Consider the following 22,060-nt stretch of genomic DNA (forward strand, 5'->3'; position numbering starts at 1 on the left):
TATATCGATATTCGATTCGGATCTACCATGGACTCCACCTCAACAGAGGACAGGAGTTCGATCATGACATGCCCTAATACCGCCAGACCCGGCATCAAACCCTTCAGTCATTTGCAGCATCCGCGCGAGGTGATTCGTCAGTTCACCCCGAACTGGTTCGCCGCGACCATGGGCACCGGCGTTTTAGCGCTGGCCTTGGCGCAGCTGCCGATCGCAAACCCGGGTTTGCACGCCGTTGCCGAATCCCTCTGGTTGTTCAATATCTTTCTGTTCGCTTTATTCACGGCGCTGTACGCGGCACGTTGGGTACTGTTTTTCGATGAGGCGCGGCGAATTTTCGGCCATTCCACGGTATCGATGTTCTTCGGCACCATTCCCATGGGGCTGGCGACGATCATCAACGGTTTTCTAGTGTTCGGGCTGCCGCGCTGGGGCGAAGGTGTGATTCATGTTGCCGAAGTGCTGTGGTGGCTGGATGTGGCGATGTCGCTGGCCTGCGGTGTGCTGATTCCTTACATGATGTTCACCCGCCAGGAACACAGCATCGATCAGATGACTGCTGTTTGGCTGTTGCCGGTGGTGGCTGCGGAAGTGGCGGCTGCCAGCGGTGGCCTGTTGGCGCCGCATCTGGCCGACACCCATTCACAACTGGTGGTTCTGGTTACCAGCTATGTGCTTTGGGCATTTTCCCTGCCGGTGGCGTTCAGCATTCTGACGATCCTGTTGCTGCGCATGGCGCTGCATAAATTGCCCCACGAAAACATGGCCGCTTCGAGCTGGCTGGCGCTCGGCCCGATTGGCACCGGGGCGCTGGGCATGTTGCTGCTGGGGGCTGACGCGCCGGCGATCTTTGCCGCCAACGGTTTGCCGGGTATCGGTGACATCGCCGCCGGGCTGGGGCTGGTGGCCGGGATCACTTTGTGGGGCTTCGGTCTGTGGTGGATGCTGATCGCGTTGTTGATCACCGGCCGTTACCTGCGCGCCGGTATCCCCTTCAACCTCGGCTGGTGGGGGTTCACCTTTCCGCTGGGCGTCTATTCTCTGGCAACGTTGAAACTGGCCAGCACCTTGAACCTGACGTTTTTCAGTGCCTTTGGCTGTGTGCTGGTGGCGATGCTGGCGGTGATGTGGCTGATCGTCGCCAAACGCACGGTGCAGGGCGCATGGCGGGGCGAGTTGTTTGTCTCGCCGTGCATTGCAGGATTAAACAAATAACCTGCAAAGATTAGGTAAGGTGTGGCCTGGATCGACGATCGACATTCCAACAATAGTATCCACGCCACTCTCTACCCAAATTCAGGAACACGGAAGATGAGTCACCCCTCACAGTTCAGCCTGCTTCGCACCCGGCGCTTCCTGCCGTTTTTCGTGACCCAGTCCCTCGGGGCGTTCAACGACAACGTTTTCAAGCAGTCGCTGATCCTCGCCATTCTGTACAAGTTGACCATCGAGGGTGATCGTTCGATCTGGGTCAATCTGTGCGCGCTGCTGTTTATCCTGCCGTTCTTTCTGTTTTCGGCGCTGGCCGGGCAGTTCGGCGAGAAGTTCGCCAAGGACGCGCTGATTCGCCTGATCAAGCTCGGAGAGATCGTCATCATGGCGGTCGGCGCAGTCGGATTTGTCTTCGATCACCTGTCGCTGATGCTGCTGGCGCTGTTCGCCATGGGCACCCACTCGGCGCTGTTCGGGCCGGTGAAATACTCGATCCTGCCCCAGGCCTTGCACGAAGAAGAATTGGTGGGCGGCAACGGTCTGGTGGAAATGGGCACCTTCCTGGCCATCCTCGCCGGGACCATCGGCGCCGGGATCATGATGTCGTCCGCGCATTACGCGCCCATCGTGTCCACGGCGATCATCGGCATTGCCGTGCTGGGTTATCTGGCCAGTCGCAGCATTCCCCGCGCGGCGGCCTCATCGCCGGAAATGCGCCTGAACTGGAACATCTTCAGTCAATCCTGGGCCACCTTGAAACTGGGCCTGGGGCAAACCCCGGCGGTGTCGCGCTCGATTGTCGGCAACTCATGGTTCTGGTTTGTCGGGGCGATTTACCTGACGCAAATCCCGGCCTATGCCAAGGAGTGGATGCACGGCGACGAAACCGTGGTGACGCTGATTCTCACCGTGTTCTCGGTGGGTATCGCACTGGGTTCGCTGCTCTGCGAAAAACTCTCCGGACGGAAAGTCGAGATCGGTCTGGTGCCATTCGGCTCATTCGGTCTGACGGTGTTCGGCTTGCTGCTGTGGTGGCATTCCGGTGGAATTCCCGACAGCGTCAACGGCCATGGCTGGATCGAGATTCTCGGCTTTGGTCATACCTGGCTGGTATTGATCGACATTCTCGGTCTCGGGGTTTTCGGCGGTTTCTACATTGTGCCGCTGTACGCGCTGATCCAGTCACGCACCCCGGAGAACGAGCGGGCGCGAGTGATCGCCGCCAACAACATCCTCAACGCGCTGTTCATGGTGGTCTCCGCGATTGTTTCGATCGTGTTGCTGAGCCTGGCCGAATTGTCGATCCCGCACCTGTTCCTGGTGGTGTCGCTGCTGAACATCGGCGTCAACGCCTACATCTTCAAAATCGTCCCCGAGTTCAGCATGCGCTTCATGATCTGGCTGCTCAGCCATTCCATGTACCGCGTGGAGCATCGCAATCTGGAGGCGATTCCGGATGAAGGCGCGGCGTTGCTGGTGTGCAATCACGTGTCCTTTGTCGACGCGTTGCTGATTGGCGGCGCGGTACGTCGGCCGATTCGCTTTGTGATGTATTACAAGATCTACAACCTGCCGGTGCTGAACTTCATCTTTCGCACGGCCGGGACGATTCCTATCGCGGGACGTCAGGAAGACATTCAGATCTACGAAAAAGCCTTCACGCGCATCGCTCAATACCTGAAGGACGGTGAGCTGGTGTGCATCTTCCCTGAAGGCAAATTGACCGCCGATGGCGAGATCAACGAATTCAAGGGCGGGCTGACGCGGATTCTCGAAGAGACGCCGGTGCCAGTGATTCCGTTGGCATTGCAGGGGCTGTGGGGGAGTTTCTTCAGTCGCGATCCCGACAAAGGCGTATTCCGTCGGTTGTGGTCGCGGGTGACCCTGGTGGCGGGGCCAGCGGTGGCGGTCGAGGCGGCAGAGCCCGCCAGGCTGCAAGGGTTGGTCGGGGAGTTGCGTGGCGCTGCGCGCTGATTCCTGTCGATGCGGGCCGCTACGCTTGCGAGCCCGTCGGCGAGTGTTCAGCCCGCCATCGCCAATCGGTTGCGTCCTTCACGCTTGGCCACATACAGCGCGCTGTCGGCCCGTCGCAACAGGCTTTCGGCTGACTCGCCGGGCAGCAGGGTCGAACAGCCGAGACTGACGGTCAGTTCGATCAGCTTGCCATCGGCCAGATAATCCTCGGCCTGCGCGGCAAACCGCAGTCGCTCGCCGACCATGGCCGCGGCCTCGCGGCCGGTGTTGGACAGCAGAATCAGGAACTCTTCGCCGCCATAGCGAAACACCATGTCGACGTTGCGCAGCTGGCTTTTGATCGAAGCGGCAACCGCCTTGAGCACGTCATCGCCGGCACTGTGGCCATGGGTGTCGTTGATGTGTTTGAAGTGATCGATGTCCAGCATCAGCAGCGACAGGGGTTGCAGATGCCGACGCGACATGTCGATTTCCCGTTGCAGCGTCTGGTCCATGGCAATGCGATTGCCGGTGTCCGTGAGGGGATCGCGCAAGGCGCTTTGGGTGGCGGCGCGGTAGAGCAGGGCATTGCGCATCGGGTACAGCAATGTGGACAGCAGCGACTCGAGGTTGCCCTGTTCCTCCTCGCTGAAACGCTGGTTGCGGCGGAAGACCAGTTCGCCCAGGTGCTCGCCTTCATGGCTGAGGGTGTAGCTGATCGAGTGGTGACCACGCTGGCCGAACTCCAGGCGCAAATCGCTGGCCTTGTGCTGGTAGCTCAAGGCGTCGAGCGGCACGAGTCGGTGAATTTCACGGAAGAAGAGCCCGAGAATGCGTTGTGGTTCAAGACTGGTTTGCAGTTGCAGGCTCAGTTGCTGGCGCACTTGCGCAAGGCTGACTGGCCGCTTCAGAAGCGGGGGCTGTTGACCAAAGCCCAGGCGTTGCAATTTGGCGCTATCGAAGTCAATTGCGTTGGTCTGGGAAGGTGATTTCATATGGCGTGCGCCCCTAAGCAGTAAGGCTGTCTTACAGGCTGGGTGAGAGCGGCTTTGGGCTGCGCGTCGTACTGGTCCATCAGTCCCGTAGGACATTTGGCGCAAGTCTAATCTGCTTTGTCGAAGATTAGTAACCTGTCGACGCGAGCATCGGCCCGTCTGCTTTCACACGGCGTGTCTGAGCAGATATAGAGCGAAAGTCGTGCCATTCGGTTCAGTTGGATTAAAAGGCTTGTAAATCAATATTTTGGGCGGTGTTCAGGCGTTATTCGCCTGAACAGGTGGCATTTGTTTGACTGAAACAAACCGCAGTTATGGCACTTGTTGAGTGCCGTGACAAAAATTCGCCACGGCACAAAAGCGACGCACGGCGTTACTGGGCGTTGAAAGCCTGGCCGTTGATGCCGGTGCTGTCCGGACCCATCAGGTAGAGGTAGACCGGCATGATCTCCTCGGGCGTCGGGTTGTTCAGCGGGTTTTCACCGGGGTAAGCCTGGGCGCGCATGCTGGTGCGGGTGGCGCCAGGGTTGATGCTGTTGGAGCGTACCGGGGCCACGGTGTCGACTTCGTCGGCCAGTGTTTGCATCAAGCCTTCGGTGGCAAATTTGGAGACGCCGTAAGCGCCCCAATACGCACGGCCCTTGCGGCCGACGCTGCTGGAAGTGAACACCACCGAAGCGTCCTGAGACAGCTTCAACAGCGGCAACAGGGTGCTGGTGAGCATGAACATGGCGTTGACGTTGACTTGCATGACCCGCATGAAGTTCTCGCCGGACAGTTGCTCGATCGGCGTGCGCGGACCAATGATCGATGCGTTGTGCAGCAAGCCGTCGAGGTGGCCGAACTCGGTTTCGATCATCGCCGCCAGCTCATCGTATTGATGGGGCAGGGCGGTTTCCAGGTTGAACGGAATCACGGCCGGTTGTGGATGGCCGGCAGCCTCGATCTCGTCATAGACCTGTGTCAGGTTGGCTTCGGTCTTGCCCAGCAACAGTACGGTGGCACCGTGGGCGGCATAGGTTTTCGCAGCAGCAGCGCCGATGCCGCGACCGGCGCCGGTGACCAGAATGACCCGGTCCTTGAGCAATTCAGGGCGGGCGGAATAATCAAACATAGAAAACCTCACAACAATTCAATAGGCAGGCATCGCACTTTTGGCGAGAGGCTTTTGTGGCGAGGGGATTTATCCCCGTTCGGCTGCGCAGCAGTCGTAAACCCTGAACAATTCGGTGTGACTGACGGAATTGCAGGGGGCCGCTTCGCGACCCAACGGGGATAAATCCCCTCGCCACAGTGTTCCCGGCAAGCCATCAGATCAGCAGCTGCAGAGCGCGCTATCCAAAACCTTGCGCAACTCCAGCGGATGATCGACCACCACATCCGCACCCCAGTGCCGCGGATTATCGTCCGGATGAATGTAGCCATAGGTCACGGCGGCCGTCCGGGTGCCGGCATCGCGGCCGGACTCGATATCTCGCAGGTCATCGCCCACGAACAGCACGCTGGCCGGGTCGAGGTCGAGCATCTTGCACGCGAGGATCAACGGCTCCGGGTCCGGCTTGCTGTTCTTCACGTGATCCGGGCAGATCAGCAGCGCCGAACGCTCGGCCAGCCCCAGTTGCTGCATGATCGGCTCGGCAAACCGCAATGGCTTGTTGGTGACCACGCCCCAGATCAGGTTGGCTTTCTCGATGTCGGCCAGCAGTTCGCTCATGCCGTCGAACAATTTGCTGTGCACCGCGCAACCTGCCAGGTAGCGCTCAAGAAACTCCAATCGCAGCTCCTCGAAGCCCGGAGATTCCGGGTCCATGGAGAAGGTCACGGCGACCATCGCCTTCGCACCACCGGAGATCTCGTCGCGAATGTGTTTGTCATTCATCGGCGGCAAGCCGCGATCGGCACGCATCGCCTGACAGATCGCAATGAAGTCCGGCGCGGTGTCGAGCAGCGTGCCGTCCATGTCGAAAAGGACTGCTCTGATACGCATCGGCTTACTCCTCGCGCAGGGTCTGGATCATGTAGTTGACGTCCACGTCGGAGGCCAGTTTGTAGTGCTTGGTCAGCGGGTTGTAGGTCAGGCCGATGATGTCCTTGACCGTCAGGCCGGCCATGCGGCTCCAGGCACCGAGCTCCGAAGGGCGGATGAATTTCTTGAAGTCGTGGGTGCCGCGCGGCAGCAGCTTCATGATGTATTCGGCGCCGACGATAGCGAACAGGTACGCCTTCGGGTTGCGGTTGATGGTGGAGAAGAACACCTGGCCGCCCGGCTTTACCATTTTGAAGCAGGCGCGGATCACCGACGACGGGTCCGGCACGTGCTCGAGCATTTCCAGGCAAGTGACTACGTCGAACTGCTCCGGCATTTCTTCGGCCAGGGCTTCGGCGGTGATCTGGCGGTACTCGACGCTCACGCCGGATTCCAGCTGATGCAACTGAGCGACGGCCAGCGGCGCCTCGCCCATGTCGATGCCCATCACGGTCGCGCCGCGTTGAGCCATGGCTTCGCTGAGGATGCCGCCGCCGCAACCGACATCGAGAACCTTCTTGCCGGCCAGGTGGACGCGTTCGTCAATCCAGTTGACCCGCAGCGGGTTGATGTCGTGTAGCGGTTTGAATTCGCTTTCGCGGTCCCACCAGCGATGGGCCAGGGCTTCGAATTTGGCGATTTCGGCGTAGTCGACGTTACTCATGGTTCATCCTCTAAAACTTGAAAAATCCTGTTGCCCCGGCGGTTCGCCCCGGGGGGCTTACGATTCGGTGTGGCCGCTGATGCGCTGGCCCCAGGCCTTGGCCGTGGCGCAAAGCTGTTCTTCATCCAGACGCGTCAGGCGACGGTCGTCGAGCAGTTGCTTGCCACCCACCCAAAGGTGTTTCACGCAGTCGCGACCGGTGGCGTATATAAGCTGCGAAACCGGGTCGTAGACCGGTTGCTGCGCCAGGCCGGAAAGGTCGAACGCGACCATGTCCGCGGCTTTGCCGAGTTCCAGCGAGCCGACCTCCGCCTCGATGCCCAAGGCGCGGGCGCCGTTGAGCGTGGCCATGCGCAGGGCGCGATGGGCGTCCAGCGCGGTGGCAGAACCGGCGACAGCCTTCGCGAGCAATGCGGCGGTGCGGGTTTCGCCGAGCAGGTCGAGGTCATTGTTGCTGGCCGCGCCATCCGTGCCGACGGCCACGTTGACGCCCGCCTGCCACAACCGCTCCACCGGGCAGAAACCGCTGGCCAGTTTCAGGTTAGACTCCGGGCAATGAATCACATTGGTGTTGCTTTCTACCAGCATTACCAAGTCTTCATCGCTGATCTGCGTCATGTGAACCGCCTGGAAGCGCGGCCCCAGCAGACCCAGGCGCGCGAGTCGGGCCAACGGGCGTTCGCCGCGCTGCTCGACCGCCTGCTGCACTTCGAAAGCGGTTTCGTGGACATGCATGTGGATCGACGCGTCCAGCTCTTCGGCGATCACCCGGATCTTCTCCAGGTTTTCGTCGCCTACGGTATAAGGCGCGTGGGGGCCGAAGGTGACTTTGATGCGTTCGTGGTGCTTGAGATCGTTGAACAGTTCGACGCCCTGACGAATGGCTTCGTCCGCCGTGCTGGCGCCCGGGATCGGGAAATCAAGGATCGGAATCGCGATCTGCGCGCGAATGCCGCTGTTATGCACGCGTTCGCTGGCAACCTTCGGGAAGAAATACATGTCAGAGAAGCAGGTGATGCCACCTTTGATCTGTTCGGCGATGGCAAGGTCGGTGCCATCGCGTACAAAGTCTTCATCGACCCACTTGGCCTCGGCGGGCCAGATGTGGTTTTCCAGCCAGGTCATCAACGGCAGATCGTCTGCCAGGCCGCGGAACAGTGTCATCGCCGCATGCCCGTGAGCATTGATCAGGCCGGGGCAGAGCAGCATGTCCGGCAGTTCGCGGACTTCGGTTGCATCAAGCTTCAGCGCAGCCGCGCGCGGGCCGATAAAGACAATGCGCCCGTCGCGAATGCCCAGGCCATGCTCTTTGAGGACAACGCCAGCGGGTTCGACGGGTACCAGCCAGGTCGGCAGCAATAACAGGTCGAGCGCAGCGGCAGTGTTCGGCATCGAGAGTCGGTTCCAGTGCTTTTGTAAAGGATGGCGAAGTATACCCGAGCGTCTTCGCGGGTGGATCGCTATAATCGGCCGCTTTGTTACTGAGTACGGGGTGTGGGATGCGCGATCGACTGTTGGCTGCGGAGAAGGTGAAGGCCATCGATTGGCGTGATGGCGCCCTGTATCTGCTGGATCAGCGTGTTTTGCCGTTCGAGGAAACCTGGATTGCCTACACCAGCGCGGCTGGCGTGGCCGAGGCCATTCGCTCGATGGTGGTACGTGGCGCGCCGGCAATTGGCATCAGTGCCGCATATGCCATGGTGTTGTCAGCCCGCGCCCGTATTGCCGAGGGCGGTGACTGGCAGGCGGCGTGGGAAGAGGATTACGCGTTGCTGGCCGATTCCCGTCCAACGGCGGTGAATCTGTTCTGGGCCTTGAGTCGCATGCGTGACCGCCTTGATCGTATCAAGCGTGATGCCGACCCTCTGGCGGCGCTGGAGGCAGAGGCTATTGCCATTCACGAAAGTGATCGTGAGGCCAACCTGACCATGGCGCAACTGGGTGTGGATCTGATCCGCAAGCATCAGGGTAACGCTCAAGCGATCCTGACCCATTGCAACACCGGCGCACTGGCCACCGGCGGCTTCGGTACCGCGCTGGGCGTCATTCGCGGGGCGTTCATCGAAGGCATGGTCGAGCGCGTTTATGCCGACGAAACCCGTCCGTGGCTGCAGGGTTCGCGTCTGACGGCGTGGGAACTGGCCAACGAAGGCATTCCCGTGACCCTCAATGCCGACTCCGCCGCCGCCCATATCATGAAGACCAAAGGCATCACCTGGGTCATCGTCGGCGCCGACCGGATCACCGCCAATGGCGACGTGGCCAACAAGATCGGTACTTATCAACTGGCGGTGAACGCCATGCACCACGGCGTGCGCTTCATGGTGGTGGCGCCCAGCTCGACCATCGACATGAACCTGGCCAGTGGCGACGATATTCCGATTGAAGAACGTGACGGCCGCGAGTTGCTGGAAGTCGGCGGCAAGCGGGTCGGGGCGGATGTCGATGCGTTCAACCCGGTGTTCGACGTAACGCCGGCGGATCTGATCGATGCGATCGTCACCGAAAAAGGCATCGTTGAACGCCCGGATACCGCGAAGATGGCGCAGTTGATGTGCCGCAAGCGCCTGCATTGACCTTTTCTGGTGTCTGAAATATCGCCATCGCGGGCAAGTCGAATCGTCGCGCCGCCGCTCCCACAGGGTTTTGTGTTGTGCTGGTAATCTCGGGCATTCCATGATCCCTGCGGGAGCGGGCTTGCCCGCGATGAGGCCCGCAAAGTCAATAAATCAGCCTGAATTCTGCATTCGGCAACCCTCTAAGCCCCTCTCGTCCCCGTTAAGCCTGCCACCAGTCAACTAACTACACTCCATGCGCATCTGGGGGATAGGTGCGTGGCGGCTCTTGTGATAACATCCGGCGGTTTCCAAGGTAGCCCGATGTGGCTGCCTTTACTGCGCAGATCCATGGCATAACTCGTTGATTTGTCGTAAGTCGGTGCACTGGCACTCAGCCTGCATCGGCGAGCTTCGTTCGTCCCATATGGATGTGACGAAGTTTCACCAGAAAAAGGAATCAGGCTTCTCATGGGCGAACTGGCCAAAGAAATCCTCCCGGTCAATATCGAAGACGAGCTGAAGCAGTCCTACCTCGACTACGCGATGAGCGTAATTGTCGGGCGGGCACTGCCGGATGCGCGCGATGGCTTGAAGCCCGTGCACCGGCGTGTGCTGTTCGCGATGAGCGAGCTGGGCAACGACTTCAACAAGCCGTACAAGAAATCTGCCCGTGTTGTCGGTGACGTGATCGGTAAGTATCACCCGCACGGTGATACCGCGGTGTACGACACCATCGTTCGGATGGCGCAGCCATTCTCGCTGCGCTACCTGCTGGTAGACGGCCAGGGCAACTTCGGTTCGGTGGACGGCGACAACGCCGCGGCCATGCGATACACCGAAGTGCGCATGACCAAGCTGGCGCACGAGCTGCTGGCCGACCTGCACAAAGAAACCGTGGACTGGGTGCCGAACTACGACGGCACCGAAATGATCCCGGCGGTCATGCCGACCCGTATTCCCAACCTGCTGGTCAACGGCTCCAGCGGTATCGCCGTGGGCATGGCGACCAACATCCCGCCGCACAACCTCGGTGAAGTCATCGACGGTTGCCTGGCCCTCATCGACAACCCCGAGTTGACCATCGATGAGCTGATGCAATACATCCCCGGTCCGGACTTCCCGACCGCCGCGATCATCAACGGTCGCGCCGGCATCATCGAAGCCTACCGCACCGGTCGTGGCCGTATTTACATGCGCGCCCGCTCGATGATCGAAGACATCGACAAGGTCGGTGGCCGTCAGCAGATCGTCATCACCGAACTCCCTTACCAGCTGAACAAGGCCCGTCTGATCGAGAAGATCGCCGAGCTGGTAAAAGAGAAGAAGCTCGAAGGCATCACCGAGCTGCGCGACGAGTCCGACAAGGACGGTATGCGCGTCGTGATCGAGCTGCGTCGCGGTGAAGTGCCTGAGGTGATCCTTAACAACCTCTACGCCCAGACACAACTGCAAGCGGTGTTCGGTATCAACATCGTCGCGCTGATCGACGGCCGTCCGCGGATCCTGAACCTCAAGGACCTGCTGGAAGCTTTCGTTCGTCACCGTCGCGAAGTCGTTACCCGTCGTACCGTGTTCGAACTGCGTAAAGCCCGCGAACGTGGTCACATCCTTGAAGGTCAAGCGGTTGCCCTGTCGAACATCGACCCGGTCATCGCCCTGATCAAGGCCTCGCCGACGCCGTCGGAAGCCAAGGAAGCGCTGATCAAGACCGCGTGGGAATCTTCTGCCGTGGTCGCGATGGTTGAACGCGCCGGCGCAGATTCGTGCCGTCCAGAGACCCTGGACCCGCAATACGGTCTGCGCGAAGGCAAGTACTTCCTGTCGCCAGAACAGGCGCAAGCCATTCTGGAACTGCGTCTGCACCGCCTGACCGGTCTGGAACACGAAAAACTGCTGGCCGAGTATCAAGAGATCCTCAACCAGATCGGCGAGCTGATCCGCATCCTCAGCAGTGCCACGCGCCTGATGGAAGTGATCCGCGAAGAGCTGGAAGTGATCCGCGCCGAATACGGCGACGTGCGTCGCACCGAGATTCTCGATGCCCGTCTCGACCTGACCCTGGGTGACATGATCCCGGAAGAAGAGCGCGTCGTGACCATTTCCCACGGTGGCTACGCCAAGACCCAGCCATTGGCTGCGTACCAGGCCCAGCGTCGTGGCGGTAAAGGCAAATCGGCTACCGGCGTGAAGGATGAGGACTACATCGCTCACCTGCTGGTCGCCAACAGCCACACCACGCTGCTGCTGTTCTCCAGCAAAGGCAAGGTGTACTGGCTGAAAACCTACGAAATCCCGGAAGCGTCCCGCGCTGCCCGTGGTCGTCCGCTGGTCAACCTGCTACCGCTGGACAGTGATGAATACATCACCACCATGCTGCCGGTCGAGGAATACACCGAAGGTCACTTCATCTTCATGGCCACCGCCAAAGGCACCGTGAAGAAGACCCCGCTGGAATCCTTCAGCCGTCAACGCAGCGTCGGTCTGATCGCACTGGAGTTGGATGAAGGCGATGTGCTGATTTCTGCTTCCATTACCGATGGCAGTCGCGAAGTCATGCTGTTCTCCGACGGTGGCAAGGTGACTCGCTTCAAGGAAACCGACGTTCGCGCCATGGGCCGTACCGCTCGCGGTGTCCGCGGCATGCGTCTGCCGGAAGGCCAGAAGCTGATTTCGATGCTGATCCCGGAAGAAGGCAGCCAGATCCTCACCGCTTCGGCCCGTGGTTTCGGCAAGCGCACGGCGATCACCGAGTTCCCTGAGTACAAGCGTGGCGGTCAGGGCGTTATCGCCATGGTCAGCAACGACCGTAACGGCCGTCTGGTCGGCGCGGTTCAGGTGCTCGACGGCGAGGAAATCATGCTGATTTCCGACCAAGGTACGTTGGTTCGTACCCGTGTCGACGAAGTCTCGAGCCTGGGTCGTAACACCCAGGGCGTGACCCTGATCAAGCTGGCCAGCGATGAAACGCTGGTAGGTCTGGAGCGGGTCCAGGAGCCGTCGGAAGTCGAAGGCGAGGAGCTGGAAGGTGAAGAGGGCGAAGAAGGTGCAGTGTTCGACGGCGAAGTCGTGATCGACGACGTTGTCGAAGATCAGCAACTCGACGCCGCAGCCGACGAAGAACCGCAGGAATAAGCGGACAGACAGGGGGCGGATGAGAATTCGCCCCCTTGTTGTTTGTCCTGTACGAAAGTATCGGCACCCATGGAGATCCCTTGTGGGAGCGGGCTTGCTCGCGAATACGGACTGACATTCACCGCAGATGTCGTCTGTAACACCGCTTTCGCGAGCAAGCCCGCTCCCACATGAGTTCTGTGTCGATTGATGTTGTGATTTATTGCGTGACTACCACCAAATCAGAGCGAGATTGGATGTGAGCAAGAGAGCCTATAACTTCTGTGCCGGTCCTGCGGCACTTCCCGAAGCTGTCCTGCAGCGCGCCCAGGGTGAACTCCTTGATTGGCACGGCAAGGGCCTCTCGGTCATGGAAATGAGCCATCGCAGTGATGAGTTCGTGTCCATCGCCACCAAGGCCGAGCAGGATCTGCGTGATCTGCTGAATATCCCCTCGAACTATAAAGTGCTGTTCCTGCAAGGTGGCGCCAGCCAGCAATTCGCTCAGATTCCTCTGAACCTGTTGCCGGAAGGTCGAACCGCCGACTATATCGACACCGGTATCTGGTCGCAGAAAGCCATCGAAGAAGCGTCGCGCTACGGTCACGTCAACGTTGCCGCTACCGCCAAGCCTTACGACTATTTCGCTATTCCCGGGCAAAACGAATGGACGCTGTCGAAAGACGCGGCCTACGTTCACTACGCGCCGAACGAAACCATTGGCGGTCTGGAATTCAATTGGGTCCCGGAAACCGGTGACGTTCCGCTGGTCGCCGACATGTCTTCGGACATTCTCTCGCGTCCGATCGATGTTTCGCGTTTCGGCATGATCTACGCCGGCGCCCAGAAAAACATCGGCCCGAGCGGTATCGTCGTCAACATCATTCGCGAAGACCTGTTGGGTCATGCCCGTTCCCTGTGCCCGACCATGCTCAACTACAAGGTCGCGGCGGATAACGGCTCGATGTACAACACCCCGCCAACCCTGGCCTGGTACCTGTCCGGCCTGGTGTTCGAGTGGCTGAAAGAGCAGGGTGGTGTCGAAGCCATCGGCAAGCTCAATGAAGTGAAGCAGCGCACGCTGTACAACTTCATCGACGCCAGCGGCTTGTACAGCAACCCGATCAACAAGTCCGACCGCTCGTGGATGAACGTGCCGTTCCGCCTGACTGACGATCGTCTCGACAAGCCATTCCTGGCCGGTGCCGACGAACGTGGCCTGCTCAACCTCAAGGGCCACCGTTCCGTGGGCGGCATGCGCGCCTCCATCTATAACGCCGTCGACATCGTTGCGGTCAACGCACTGGTTTCGTACATGGCAGAGTTCGAGAAGGAACACGGCTAATGTCTGAGCAAGAACTCAAGGCACTGCGCCTGCGCATTGATGCTCTGGACGAAAAAGTCCTGGAGCTGATCAGTGAGCGCGCACGCTGCGCCCAGGAAGTTGCGCGAGTAAAGATGGCCTCGCTGGCCGAAGGCGAAGTGCCGGTGTTCTATCGTCCTGAGCGCGAAGCTCAGGTGCTCAAGCGCGTGATGGAGCGCAATCAGGGTCCGCTGGGCAACGAAGAGATGGCGCGGTTGTTCCGCGAAATCATGTCCTCGTGCCTGGCCCTCGAGCAGCCGCTGAAAGTGGCTTACCTCGGCCCAGAAGGTACCTTCACTCAAGCGGCGGCCATGAAACACTTCGGCCACGCCGTGATCAGCAAGCCTATGGCGGCGATCGACGAAGTGTTCCGCGAAGTGGCGGCCGGTGCGGTGAACTTTGGCGTGGTCCCGGTGGAAAACTCCACCGAGGGCGCGGTCAACCACACCCTCGACAGCTTTCTCGAACACGACATGGTCATCTGTGGCGAAGTCGAGTTGCGGATTCACCACCACTTGCTGGTCGGTGAAAACACCAAGACCGACAGCATCAGCCGCATCTATTCCCATGCCCAATCGCTGGCCCAGTGCCGCAAGTGGCTGGACGCACACTACCCGAATGTCGAGCGCGTGGCGGTTTCGAGCAACGCCGAAGCAGCGAAGCGGGTCAAGGGTGAGTGGAACTCGGCGGCCATTGCCGGCGACATGGCGGCAGGCTTGTACGGGCTGACCCGTCTGGCCGAGAAAATCGAGGATCGCCCGGACAACTCCACGCGATTCCTGATGATCGGCAGCCAGGAAGTGCCGCCGACCGGCGACGACAAGACGTCGATCATTGTGTCGATGAGCAACAAACCCGGTGCGCTTCACGAGTTGCTGGTGCCGTTCCACGACAACGGGATCGACCTGACGCGAATCGAGACGCGTCCTTCGCGCAGCGGTAAATGGACCTACGTGTTCTTCATCGACTTCGTCGGCCACCACCGTGATCCGCTGGTCAAAGGTGTGCTGGAAAAAATCAGTCAGGAAGCAGTGGCACTTAAAGTGTTGGGTTCCTACCCGAAAGCAGTTCTCTAAGGGGTAGCAAATGAGTGGCAACTTCCTCGCTCTGGCACAGCCAGGCGTGCAACAACTTTCGCCTTACGTTCCGGGCAAGCCTGTGGACGAACTGGCGCGCGAGCTGAATATCGATCCGGCCAGCATCGTCAAGCTGGCCAGTAACGAAAACCCGTTGGGCGCCAGTCCGAAGGCGCTGGCGGCGATTCGTGAAGAACTGGCCGAACTGACCCGTTATCCGGATGGCAACGGTTTTGCGCTCAAGACCCTGCTGGCCGACCAGTGCCGCGTCGAGCTGAATCAGGTGACGCTGGGCAATGGCTCCAACGACATTCTGGAGCTGGTCGCTCGCGCTTATCTGGCTCCGGGCCTGAACGCGGTGTTCAGCGAGCACGCGTTTGCGGTCTATCCGATCGTCACGCAAGCCGTCGGCGCTGCCGCGAAAGTGATTCCGGCCAAAGACTGGGGTCATGATCTGTCGGCCATGCTGGCTGCCATCGACGCCGATACCCGCGTGGTCTTCATCGCCAACCCGAACAACCCGACCGGAACCTGGTTTGGCGCCGAAGCGCTGGACGAGTTCCTGCAGGACGTTCCGGAACACGTGCTGGTGGTGCTGGACGAGGCTTACATCGAATACGCCGAAGGCAGCGATCTGCCGGATGGTCTCGACTACCTGGCGGCCTACCCGAATTTGCTGGTCTCGCGCACCTTCTCCAAGGCCTACGGCCTGGCGGCGCTGCGGGTCGGTTATGGCTTGTCCACCGCCGTGGTTGCCGATGTGCTGAACCGTGTACGCCAGCCGTTCAACGTCAACAGCCTGGCCCTGGCCGCTGCTTGCGCTGCACTGCAAGATACCGAATACCTGGCTGAAAGCCGTCGCCTGAACGAAACCGGCATGCAGCAACTGGAAGCGGGTTTCCGCGAGCTGGGGCTGAGCTGGATTCCATCCAAAGGCAATTTCATCTGCGTTGATCTGGCGCGCGAAGCGGCTCCGGTGTTCCAGGGCTTGCTGCGTGAAGGCGTGATCGTGCGTCCTGTGGCCAACTACGGCATGCCGAACCACCTGCGCATCACCATCGGCCTGCCGGCGGAAAACAGCCGCTTCCTCGAGGCGCTGACCAAGGTTCTGGCTCGTGGTTGATGTCACTGCTCTGCAATCTGCTGAACCTGTGATCGGTCGCCTGGTGGTGGTCGGTCTGGGGTTGATCGGCGGTTCGTTTGCCAAGGGTTTGCGTGAAAGCGGCCTGTGCCGCGAGGTGGTTGGCGTCGATCTCGACCCGCAGTCGCGCAAGCTCGCGGTGGAGTTGGGTGTGGTCGATCGCTGCGAAGAAGACCTGACGGTCGCTTGTCAGGGCGCCGACGTGATTCAGTTGGCCGTGCCGATCCTTGCCATGGAAAAAATGCTTGGGCGCCTGGCCGGCATGGACCTTGGGCAAGCGATTCTGACCGATGTCGGCAGCGCCAAAGGCAATGTCGTGCGTGCCGCGACTGAAGCGTTTGGCGGCATGCCGGCGCGTTTCGTGCCGGGTCATCCGATTGCCGGTTCCGAGCAGAGCGGGGTGGAAGCCTCCAACGCCGAACTGTTTCGTCGTCATAAAGTGATTCTGACACCGCTGGATCAAACCGATCCGGCAGCCCTGGCAGTGGTCGACCGTTTGTGGCGCGAACTGGGCGCCGATGTCGAGCACATGCAGGTCGAGCGCCACGACGAAGTGTTGGCGGCGACCAGCCATTTGCCGCACTTGCTGGCGTTCGGATTGGTCGATTCATTGGCCAAGCGCAATGAAAACCTTGAGATCTTCCGTTACGCTGCCGGCGGTTTCCGCGATTTCACAAGAATCGCGGGAAGCGACCCGGTCATGTGGCACGACATCTTCCTCGCCAACCGCGAAGCTGTCCTGCGCACACTCGATACATTTCGCAGCGACCTCGACGCCTTGCGCGACGCGGTCGATGCAGGGGATGGGCATCAATTGCTGGGCGTGTTCACGCGCGCCCGGGTTGCCCGCGAACATTTCAGTAAAATCCTGGCCCGCCGGGCTTATGTGGACGCTATGAACTCCAACGACCTGATTTTCCTGGCACAACCTGGTGGCCGCCTGACTGGGCGGATTCGTGTACCGGGCGACAAATCGATTTCCCACCGCTCGATCATGCTCGGCTCCCTTGCCGAAGGCGTCACCGAAGTCGAAGGCTTCCTCGAGGGCGAAGACGCTCTGGCGACCTTGCAGGCCTTCCGCGACATGGGTGTCGTGATCGAAGGTCCGCACCACGGGCGCGTGACCATCCACGGCGTCGGCCTGCATGGCCTGAAGCCTGCGCCGGGCCCGATCTATCTGGGCAACTCCGGCACCTCGATGCGTCTGCTGTCTGGCCTGCTGGCTGCGCAGAACTTCGACAGCACCCTGACCGGTGACGCCTCGCTTTCCAAGCGTCCGATGAATCGCGTGGCCAATCCGTTGCGTGAAATGGGCGCCGTGATCGAGACCGCTGCAGAAGGTCGTCCGCCGATGATCATCCGTGGCGGCAACAAGCTCAAAGGCCTGACCTACACCATGCCGATGGCCAGCGCCCAGGTTAAATCCTGCCTGCTGCTGGCGGGCCTGTACGCCGATGGCAAGACCACGGTCACCGAGCCTGCGCCAACCCGCGACCACACCGAGCGCATGCTGCGCGGCTTCGGCTACCCGGTCACCGTCAACGGCGCAACGGCGTCGGTCGAGTCCGGGCACAAGCTGACCGCGACCCACATTGAAGTGCCGGGCGATATTTCGTCCTCGGCGTTCTTCCTGGTGGCGGCGTCGATCGCCGAAGGTTCCGAGCTGGTGCTCGAACACGTCGGCATCAACCCGACCCGTACCGGCGTAATCGACATCCTGCGCCTGATGGGCGCTGACATCACCCTGGAAAACCAGCGTGAAGTCGGCGGCGAGCCGGTAGCGGACCTGCGCGTTCGTGCAGCTAAACTCAAAGGTATCGAGATTCCCGAAGCGCTGGTGCCGCTGGCCATCGACGAGTTCCCGGTGCTGTTCGTGGCGGCGGCGTGCGCTGAAGGACGGACCATCCTGCGCGGTGCGGAAGAACTGCGAGTCAAGGAGTCGGACCGGATCCAGGTCATGGCCGATGGCTTGCTGGCACTGGGTGTCAAATGCGAACCGACCCCGGACGGCATCATTATCGACGGCGGCCTGATCGGCGGCGGCGAAGTGCACGGTCACGGCGATCACCGGATTGCCATGGCCTTCAGCGTGGCCTCACTGCGCGCCACTGCACCGATCCGCATCCATGATTGCGCCAACGTCGCGACCTCGTTCCCGAACTTCCTGGCGCTGTGCGCTCAGGTCGGTATCCGTGTTGCACAAGAGGCTCAGTCGTGAAAATCATTGCACCGGTCATCACCATTGATGGGCCAAGCGGCTCTGGCAAGGGCACTGTAGCCGGGATCCTGGCCAAGCGTCTGGGCTGGAATCTGTTGGATTCCGGTGCGCTTTATCGTTTGCTGGCGTTTGCCGCGCATAACCATGGCGTCGACCTGACCAACGAAGAGCTGCTGAAAAAGCTTGCCGCTCATCTGGATGTGCAGTTCATCGCGGCGACCGACGGTCAGTTGCAGCGCATCATTCTTGAGGGGGATGAAGTCAGCGACGTCATCCGCACCGAAAGCATTGGTTCCGGCGCTTCCCAGGTCGCGGCCTTGCCCGCCGTGCGCGAAGCGCTGTTGCAGCGCCAGCGCGCGTTCCAGGAAGCACCGGGTCTGGTGGCCGATGGCCGCGACATGGGCACTGTCGTTTTTCCTGATGCACCGCTGAAGATATTCCTGACCGCCAGTGCCGAGGAGCGTGCGCGCCGTCGATACTTGCAGTTGAAGGGCAAAGTCGATGGTGTTAGTCTGTCGAGTCTGCTAGATGAGATACGTGCACGCGATGAGCGTGACACCCAGCGAGCGGTAGCCCCGCTCAAGCCGGCGGCTGACGCCATACAGCTGGATTCCACGGAATTATCCATCGACCAGGTGCTGGAACGCATCATGAGTGAGATCGCCATCCGCGATATCGCCGGGTGACCAAGAAGCTTGGCAGGGGACCAGTCATAGTCCTGCGGTGCTTCTTCTAAATGAAACTAACCCACATCGTCTGGGATGTGGAGATGGGCGTATTCTTCGCCCTCATCAACAGGAATTAAAATGAGCGAAAGCTTTGCGGAACTCTTTGAAGAAAGCCTAAAAACCCTGAACCTTCAGGCAGGCTCCATCATCACCGGTGTTATCGTTGATATCGATTACCAAGCTCGCTGGGTAACCGTTCACGCTGGCCTGAAGTCTGAAGCACTCATCCCGCTTGAGCAGTTCTACAACGACGCTGGCGAACTGAACATCAACGTCGGTGACGAAGTTCACGTTGCTCTGGACTCGGTTGAAGACGGCTTTGGCGAGACCAAGCTGTCCCGTGAAAAAGCCAAGCGCGCTGAATGCTGGATTGTTCTGGAAGCAGCCTTCGCAGCCGAAGAAGTGGTCAAGGGCGTTATCAACGGTAAGGTTAAAGGCGGCTTCACTGTCGACGTTAACGGCATCCGTGCGTTCCTGCCAGGTTCTCTGGTTGACGTCCGTCCAGTGCGCGACACCACGCACCTGGAAGGCAAAGAGCTGGAATTCAAGGTCATCAAGCTGGACCAGAAGCGCAACAACGTTGTCGTTTCCCGTCGTAGCGTCCTGGAAGCCGAGAACTCCGCCGAGCGCGAAGCTCTGCTGGAATCCCTGCAGGAAGGCCAACAAGTCAAAGGTATCGTCAAGAACCTCACCGATTACGGCGCATTCGTCGATCTGGGTGGCGTCGATGGCCTGCTGCACATTACCGACATGGCTTGGAAGCGTATCAAGCATCCTTCCGAAATCGTCAACGTTGGCGACGAGATCGATGTCAAGGTTCTGAAGTACGATCGCGAACGCAATCGTGTTTCCCTGGGCCTGAAGCAACTGGGCGAAGATCCATGGGTTGCTATCAAAGCCCGTTACCCAGAAAGCACTCGCGTTACCGCTCGTGTAACCAACCTGACCGACTACGGCTGCTTCGCTGAGCTGGAAGAAGGCGTTGAAGGTCTGGTACACGTTTCCGAAATGGACTGGACCAACAAGAACATCCACCCTTCGAAAGTCGTACAAGTCGGCGACGAAGTGGAAGTCATGGTTCTGGACATCGACGAAGAGCGTCGTCGTATCTCCCTCGGCATCAAGCAGTGCAAATCTAACCCATGGGAAGATTTCTCTGGCCAGTTCAACAAGGGCGATAAAATCTCCGGCACCATCAAGTCGATCACCGATTTCGGTATCTTCATTGGTCTGGACGGCGGCATCGACGGCCTGGTTCACCTGTCCGACATCTCCTGGAACGAAGTGGGCGAAGAAGCCGTTCGCCGCTTCAAGAAGGGCGACGAGCTGGACACCGTTATCCTGTCGGTTGACCCAGAGCGCGAGCGCATCTCCCTGGGTATCAAGCAACTGGAAAGCGATCCGTTCTCCGAGTACGTTCAAGAGAACGACAAAGGCGCAATCGTTAAAGGCATCGTGAAAGAAGTTGACGCTAAAGGCGCCATCATCACTCTGGCCGACGATATCGAAGCGACTCTGAAAGCCTCCGAAATCAGCCGTGACCGCGTTGAAGACGCGCGCAACGTTCTGAAAGAAGGCCAGGAAGTAGAAGCCAAGATCATCAGCGTTGACCGCAAGAGCCGTGTAATCCAGCTCTCCATCAAGTCGAAAGACGATGCTGAAGAGAAAGAAGCCATCCAGAGCTTGAAAGACAAGCCTTCGGATAGCATCGCTGCTGGTCCTACCACTCTGGGCGACCTGTTGCGTGCACAAATGGAAAAACAGAACTAAGTTCTGTCAGACCATAGAAAAAGGGCGACTTCGGTCGCCCTTTTTTGTGCCCGCGATTTGATGTTGCCAAGGTTCGTCCGGTACAGAATGTTGGCCCATGAAACCAACAGTCCCACGAAGCTGTCTCTTTCTTTAATCGGATCAATCGCTTATTTGCAGCTAGTCTTTAGCAAGAAGCGAACGGCAGTCGGGCAGGGCGCCCGGCATAAGGAAAAGAATGAACAGGCTCATTGTCGCAATAGCATTAATGACATTGGCGGGTTGTACCACTAATGCCAAGACCCATGCGGTGCGCGGGGTCAGTGGTATTGAGGTCGATTGTTCCGGGTTGGGGTCGGGATGGGAAAAGTGTCACAAGCGCGCTGCCAAGGAGTGCAAGGGGGCTGGTTACAAGGTGGTCACGCGATCCGATGATGCCAAAGAGGAAGATGAATATCCTTTCGGCTTCAATCCTGCGGGTTACCTGACGCGCACCATGCTGGTTATCTGCCGATGAGCGGGCCCAGGGCACGATCAATGTTCACGCTGAATGCCGCTAAAGATATGTAAGACCTCGGGCTGTTCAAATTCTTCCGGGCATGCTAAAACCTTTGAAGCGCTTTTCCTAGCTGCTTGAAAAAGAAGGGAAAAATATGACGAAGTCGGAGTTGATCGAACGAATTGTCACCCATCAAGGGCTGCTCTCATCGAAGGATGTGGAGCTGGCCATCAAGACCATGCTCGAGCAAATGTCCCAATGTCTGGCCACCGGTGATCGCATCGAGATCCGTGGGTTCGGCAGCTTCTCCCTGCACTACCGCGCACCGCGCGTAGGCCGCAATCCGAAAACCGGTCAGTCCGTCAGCCTTGACGGCAAATTCGTTCCCCATTTCAAGCCGGGGAAAGAGTTGCGGGATCGGGTGAATGAGGATGAAGAGAATGATCTTTGATTATCGGCAAGAGGTTTAGATGACTAGCGCAAAGCGAGTAACCGCACTGACGTTGATCGTGTTGCTAGTTGCGCTGGTGGTCGTATTCATCCTGGAAAACAATCAGCCTGCAGCACTAACCTTTCTCGGATGGTCGACTCCACAATTACCCATTGCCATCTATGTAGTGTTGGCACTGCTGCTGGGGTGGGGCGCGGGTCCGGTAATGAGTCTGGTTATAGGCAAGGGAATCAGGCGTCGAAGCAAGCGCAGAGATGGCTTAAAGGATTAGGCTGAATGAGAAGCGGAGCACTCTATGCAGAGGCCCGCTCCTGAA

At 59.5% G+C, this 22,060-nt stretch carries 18 protein-coding genes; 13 read left to right on the plus strand and 5 right to left on the minus strand.

Annotated features, from left to right (window positions below; genetic code table 11):
- Positions 1-63 precede the first annotated feature (63 nt).
- Together J2Y86_RS26605 and J2Y86_RS26610 are read left to right on the plus strand one after the other, a co-directional pair.
- The gene (locus J2Y86_RS26605) at positions 64-1,215 is read left to right on the plus strand and encodes a TDT family transporter (RefSeq protein WP_253438522.1); all 1,152 of its coding nucleotides are present in this window, start codon (positions 64-66) and stop codon (positions 1,213-1,215) included.
- A 96-nt stretch (positions 1,216-1,311) separates the two neighbouring features.
- Positions 1,312-3,186 (plus strand): MFS transporter, encoded by a 1,875-nt coding sequence (locus J2Y86_RS26610; RefSeq protein ID WP_253438525.1) that lies wholly within the window; start codon positions 1,312-1,314, stop codon positions 3,184-3,186.
- Positions 3,187-3,233: 47 nt separating this feature from the next.
- Here J2Y86_RS26610 and J2Y86_RS26615 read toward each other — a convergent pair whose 3' ends face one another.
- The 5 genes from J2Y86_RS26615 to J2Y86_RS26635 form a co-directional block, all read right to left on the minus strand.
- The gene (locus tag J2Y86_RS26615) at positions 3,234-4,160 is read right to left on the minus strand and encodes a GGDEF domain-containing protein (protein ID WP_253438528.1); all 927 of its coding nucleotides are present in this window, start codon (positions 4,158-4,160) and stop codon (positions 3,234-3,236) included.
- A gap of 373 nt (positions 4,161-4,533) precedes the next feature.
- On the minus strand, positions 4,534-5,274 hold the full coding sequence (locus tag J2Y86_RS26620) for a YciK family oxidoreductase (RefSeq protein WP_008031809.1): 741 nt from the start codon (positions 5,272-5,274) through the stop codon (positions 4,534-4,536).
- A 201-nt stretch (positions 5,275-5,475) separates the two neighbouring features.
- A complete protein-coding gene (gene mupP / locus J2Y86_RS26625; protein ID WP_253438531.1) occupies positions 5,476-6,147 on the minus strand; it encodes an N-acetylmuramic acid 6-phosphate phosphatase MupP in 672 nt (223 codons plus the stop codon).
- A 4-nt stretch (positions 6,148-6,151) separates the two neighbouring features.
- Positions 6,152-6,850: a bifunctional 2-polyprenyl-6-hydroxyphenol methylase/3-demethylubiquinol 3-O-methyltransferase UbiG gene (gene ubiG / locus J2Y86_RS26630; RefSeq protein WP_253438535.1), complete on the minus strand. Its 699-nt coding sequence runs from the start codon at positions 6,848-6,850 to the stop codon at positions 6,152-6,154.
- A gap of 57 nt (positions 6,851-6,907) precedes the next feature.
- Positions 6,908-8,242 (minus strand): TRZ/ATZ family hydrolase, encoded by a 1,335-nt coding sequence (locus J2Y86_RS26635; protein WP_253438538.1) that lies wholly within the window; start codon positions 8,240-8,242, stop codon positions 6,908-6,910.
- Between the two features lie 107 nt (positions 8,243-8,349).
- Between J2Y86_RS26635 and mtnA the strand changes: the two genes are divergently transcribed.
- The 11 genes from mtnA (at position 8,350) to J2Y86_RS26690 (ending at position 22,015) form a co-directional block, all read left to right on the plus strand.
- Positions 8,350-9,426, plus strand: coding sequence for an S-methyl-5-thioribose-1-phosphate isomerase (gene mtnA / locus J2Y86_RS26640; protein ID WP_253438541.1), 1,077 nt, complete (start codon positions 8,350-8,352; stop codon positions 9,424-9,426).
- 450 nt (positions 9,427-9,876) lie between these two features.
- On the plus strand, positions 9,877-12,540 hold the full coding sequence (gene gyrA / locus J2Y86_RS26645) for a DNA gyrase subunit A (protein ID WP_253438544.1): 2,664 nt from the start codon (positions 9,877-9,879) through the stop codon (positions 12,538-12,540).
- 238 nt (positions 12,541-12,778) lie between these two features.
- Positions 12,779-13,864 (plus strand): 3-phosphoserine/phosphohydroxythreonine transaminase, encoded by a 1,086-nt coding sequence (gene serC, locus J2Y86_RS26650; RefSeq protein WP_253438547.1) that lies wholly within the window; start codon positions 12,779-12,781, stop codon positions 13,862-13,864.
- Positions 13,864-14,958 (plus strand): prephenate dehydratase, encoded by a 1,095-nt coding sequence (gene pheA / locus J2Y86_RS26655; RefSeq protein WP_007899727.1) that lies wholly within the window; start codon positions 13,864-13,866, stop codon positions 14,956-14,958. Before serC ends, pheA begins: the two co-directional genes overlap by 1 nt.
- A 10-nt stretch (positions 14,959-14,968) precedes the next feature.
- Complete coding sequence (hisC, locus tag J2Y86_RS26660) at positions 14,969-16,081, plus strand: histidinol-phosphate transaminase (RefSeq protein WP_253438551.1); 1,113 nt, start codon at positions 14,969-14,971, stop codon at positions 16,079-16,081.
- A gap of 28 nt (positions 16,082-16,109) precedes the next feature.
- The gene (locus tag J2Y86_RS26665; RefSeq protein WP_253440438.1) at positions 16,110-18,317 is read left to right on the plus strand and encodes a bifunctional prephenate dehydrogenase/3-phosphoshikimate 1-carboxyvinyltransferase; all 2,208 of its coding nucleotides are present in this window, start codon (positions 16,110-16,112) and stop codon (positions 18,315-18,317) included.
- On the plus strand, positions 18,314-19,003 hold the full coding sequence (gene cmk / locus J2Y86_RS26670; protein WP_017337300.1) for a (d)CMP kinase: 690 nt from the start codon (positions 18,314-18,316) through the stop codon (positions 19,001-19,003). Before J2Y86_RS26665 ends, cmk begins: the two co-directional genes overlap by 4 nt.
- 120 nt (positions 19,004-19,123) lie before the next feature.
- The gene (gene rpsA / locus J2Y86_RS26675) at positions 19,124-20,815 is read left to right on the plus strand and encodes a 30S ribosomal protein S1 (RefSeq protein ID WP_007899744.1); all 1,692 of its coding nucleotides are present in this window, start codon (positions 19,124-19,126) and stop codon (positions 20,813-20,815) included.
- A gap of 217 nt (positions 20,816-21,032) precedes the next feature.
- Positions 21,033-21,311 (plus strand): hypothetical protein, encoded by a 279-nt coding sequence (locus J2Y86_RS26680; protein WP_253438554.1) that lies wholly within the window; start codon positions 21,033-21,035, stop codon positions 21,309-21,311.
- A 136-nt stretch (positions 21,312-21,447) separates the two neighbouring features.
- Complete coding sequence (ihfB, locus tag J2Y86_RS26685) at positions 21,448-21,744, plus strand: integration host factor subunit beta (protein ID WP_008031786.1); 297 nt, start codon at positions 21,448-21,450, stop codon at positions 21,742-21,744.
- 19 nt (positions 21,745-21,763) lie between these two features.
- Positions 21,764-22,015 carry a DUF1049 domain-containing protein gene (locus tag J2Y86_RS26690; RefSeq protein WP_253438557.1) on the plus strand — a complete coding sequence of 84 codons (252 nt, stop codon included), beginning with the start codon at positions 21,764-21,766 and terminating at the stop codon, positions 22,013-22,015.
- Positions 22,016-22,060: the final 45 nt, after the last annotated feature.

Source organism: Pseudomonas migulae (genome assembly GCF_024169315.1).
GTDB classification, from domain to species: Bacteria; Pseudomonadota; Gammaproteobacteria; order Pseudomonadales; family Pseudomonadaceae; genus Aquipseudomonas; species Aquipseudomonas migulae_B.

What these genes read in the sequence shown, in the direction of transcription:
- J2Y86_RS26605 (WP_253438522.1), top strand. Translation starts at nt 64, where the DNA reads ATGACATGCCCTAATACCGCCAGACCCGGCATCAAACCCTTCAGTCAT.
- J2Y86_RS26610 (WP_253438525.1), top strand. Translation starts at nt 1,312, where the DNA reads ATGAGTCACCCCTCACAGTTCAGCCTGCTTCGCACCCGGCGCTTCCTG.
- J2Y86_RS26615 (WP_253438528.1), bottom strand. Translation starts at nt 4,160, where the DNA reads ATGAAATCACCTTCCCAGACCAACGCAATTGACTTCGATAGCGCCAAA.
- J2Y86_RS26620 (WP_008031809.1), bottom strand. Translation starts at nt 5,274, where the DNA reads ATGTTTGATTATTCCGCCCGCCCTGAATTGCTCAAGGACCGGGTCATT.
- mupP (WP_253438531.1), bottom strand. Translation starts at nt 6,147, where the DNA reads ATGCGTATCAGAGCAGTCCTTTTCGACATGGACGGCACGCTGCTCGAC.
- ubiG (WP_253438535.1), bottom strand. Translation starts at nt 6,850, where the DNA reads ATGAGTAACGTCGACTACGCCGAAATCGCCAAATTCGAAGCCCTGGCC.
- J2Y86_RS26635 (WP_253438538.1), bottom strand. Translation starts at nt 8,242, where the DNA reads ATGCCGAACACTGCCGCTGCGCTCGACCTGTTATTGCTGCCGACCTGG.
- mtnA (WP_253438541.1), top strand. Translation starts at nt 8,350, where the DNA reads ATGCGCGATCGACTGTTGGCTGCGGAGAAGGTGAAGGCCATCGATTGG.
- gyrA (WP_253438544.1), top strand. Translation starts at nt 9,877, where the DNA reads ATGGGCGAACTGGCCAAAGAAATCCTCCCGGTCAATATCGAAGACGAG.
- pheA (WP_007899727.1), top strand. Translation starts at nt 13,864, where the DNA reads ATGTCTGAGCAAGAACTCAAGGCACTGCGCCTGCGCATTGATGCTCTG.
- hisC (WP_253438551.1), top strand. Translation starts at nt 14,969, where the DNA reads ATGAGTGGCAACTTCCTCGCTCTGGCACAGCCAGGCGTGCAACAACTT.
- rpsA (WP_007899744.1), top strand. Translation starts at nt 19,124, where the DNA reads ATGAGCGAAAGCTTTGCGGAACTCTTTGAAGAAAGCCTAAAAACCCTG.
- J2Y86_RS26680 (WP_253438554.1), top strand. Translation starts at nt 21,033, where the DNA reads ATGAACAGGCTCATTGTCGCAATAGCATTAATGACATTGGCGGGTTGT.
- ihfB (WP_008031786.1), top strand. Translation starts at nt 21,448, where the DNA reads ATGACGAAGTCGGAGTTGATCGAACGAATTGTCACCCATCAAGGGCTG.
- J2Y86_RS26690 (WP_253438557.1), top strand. Translation starts at nt 21,764, where the DNA reads ATGACTAGCGCAAAGCGAGTAACCGCACTGACGTTGATCGTGTTGCTA.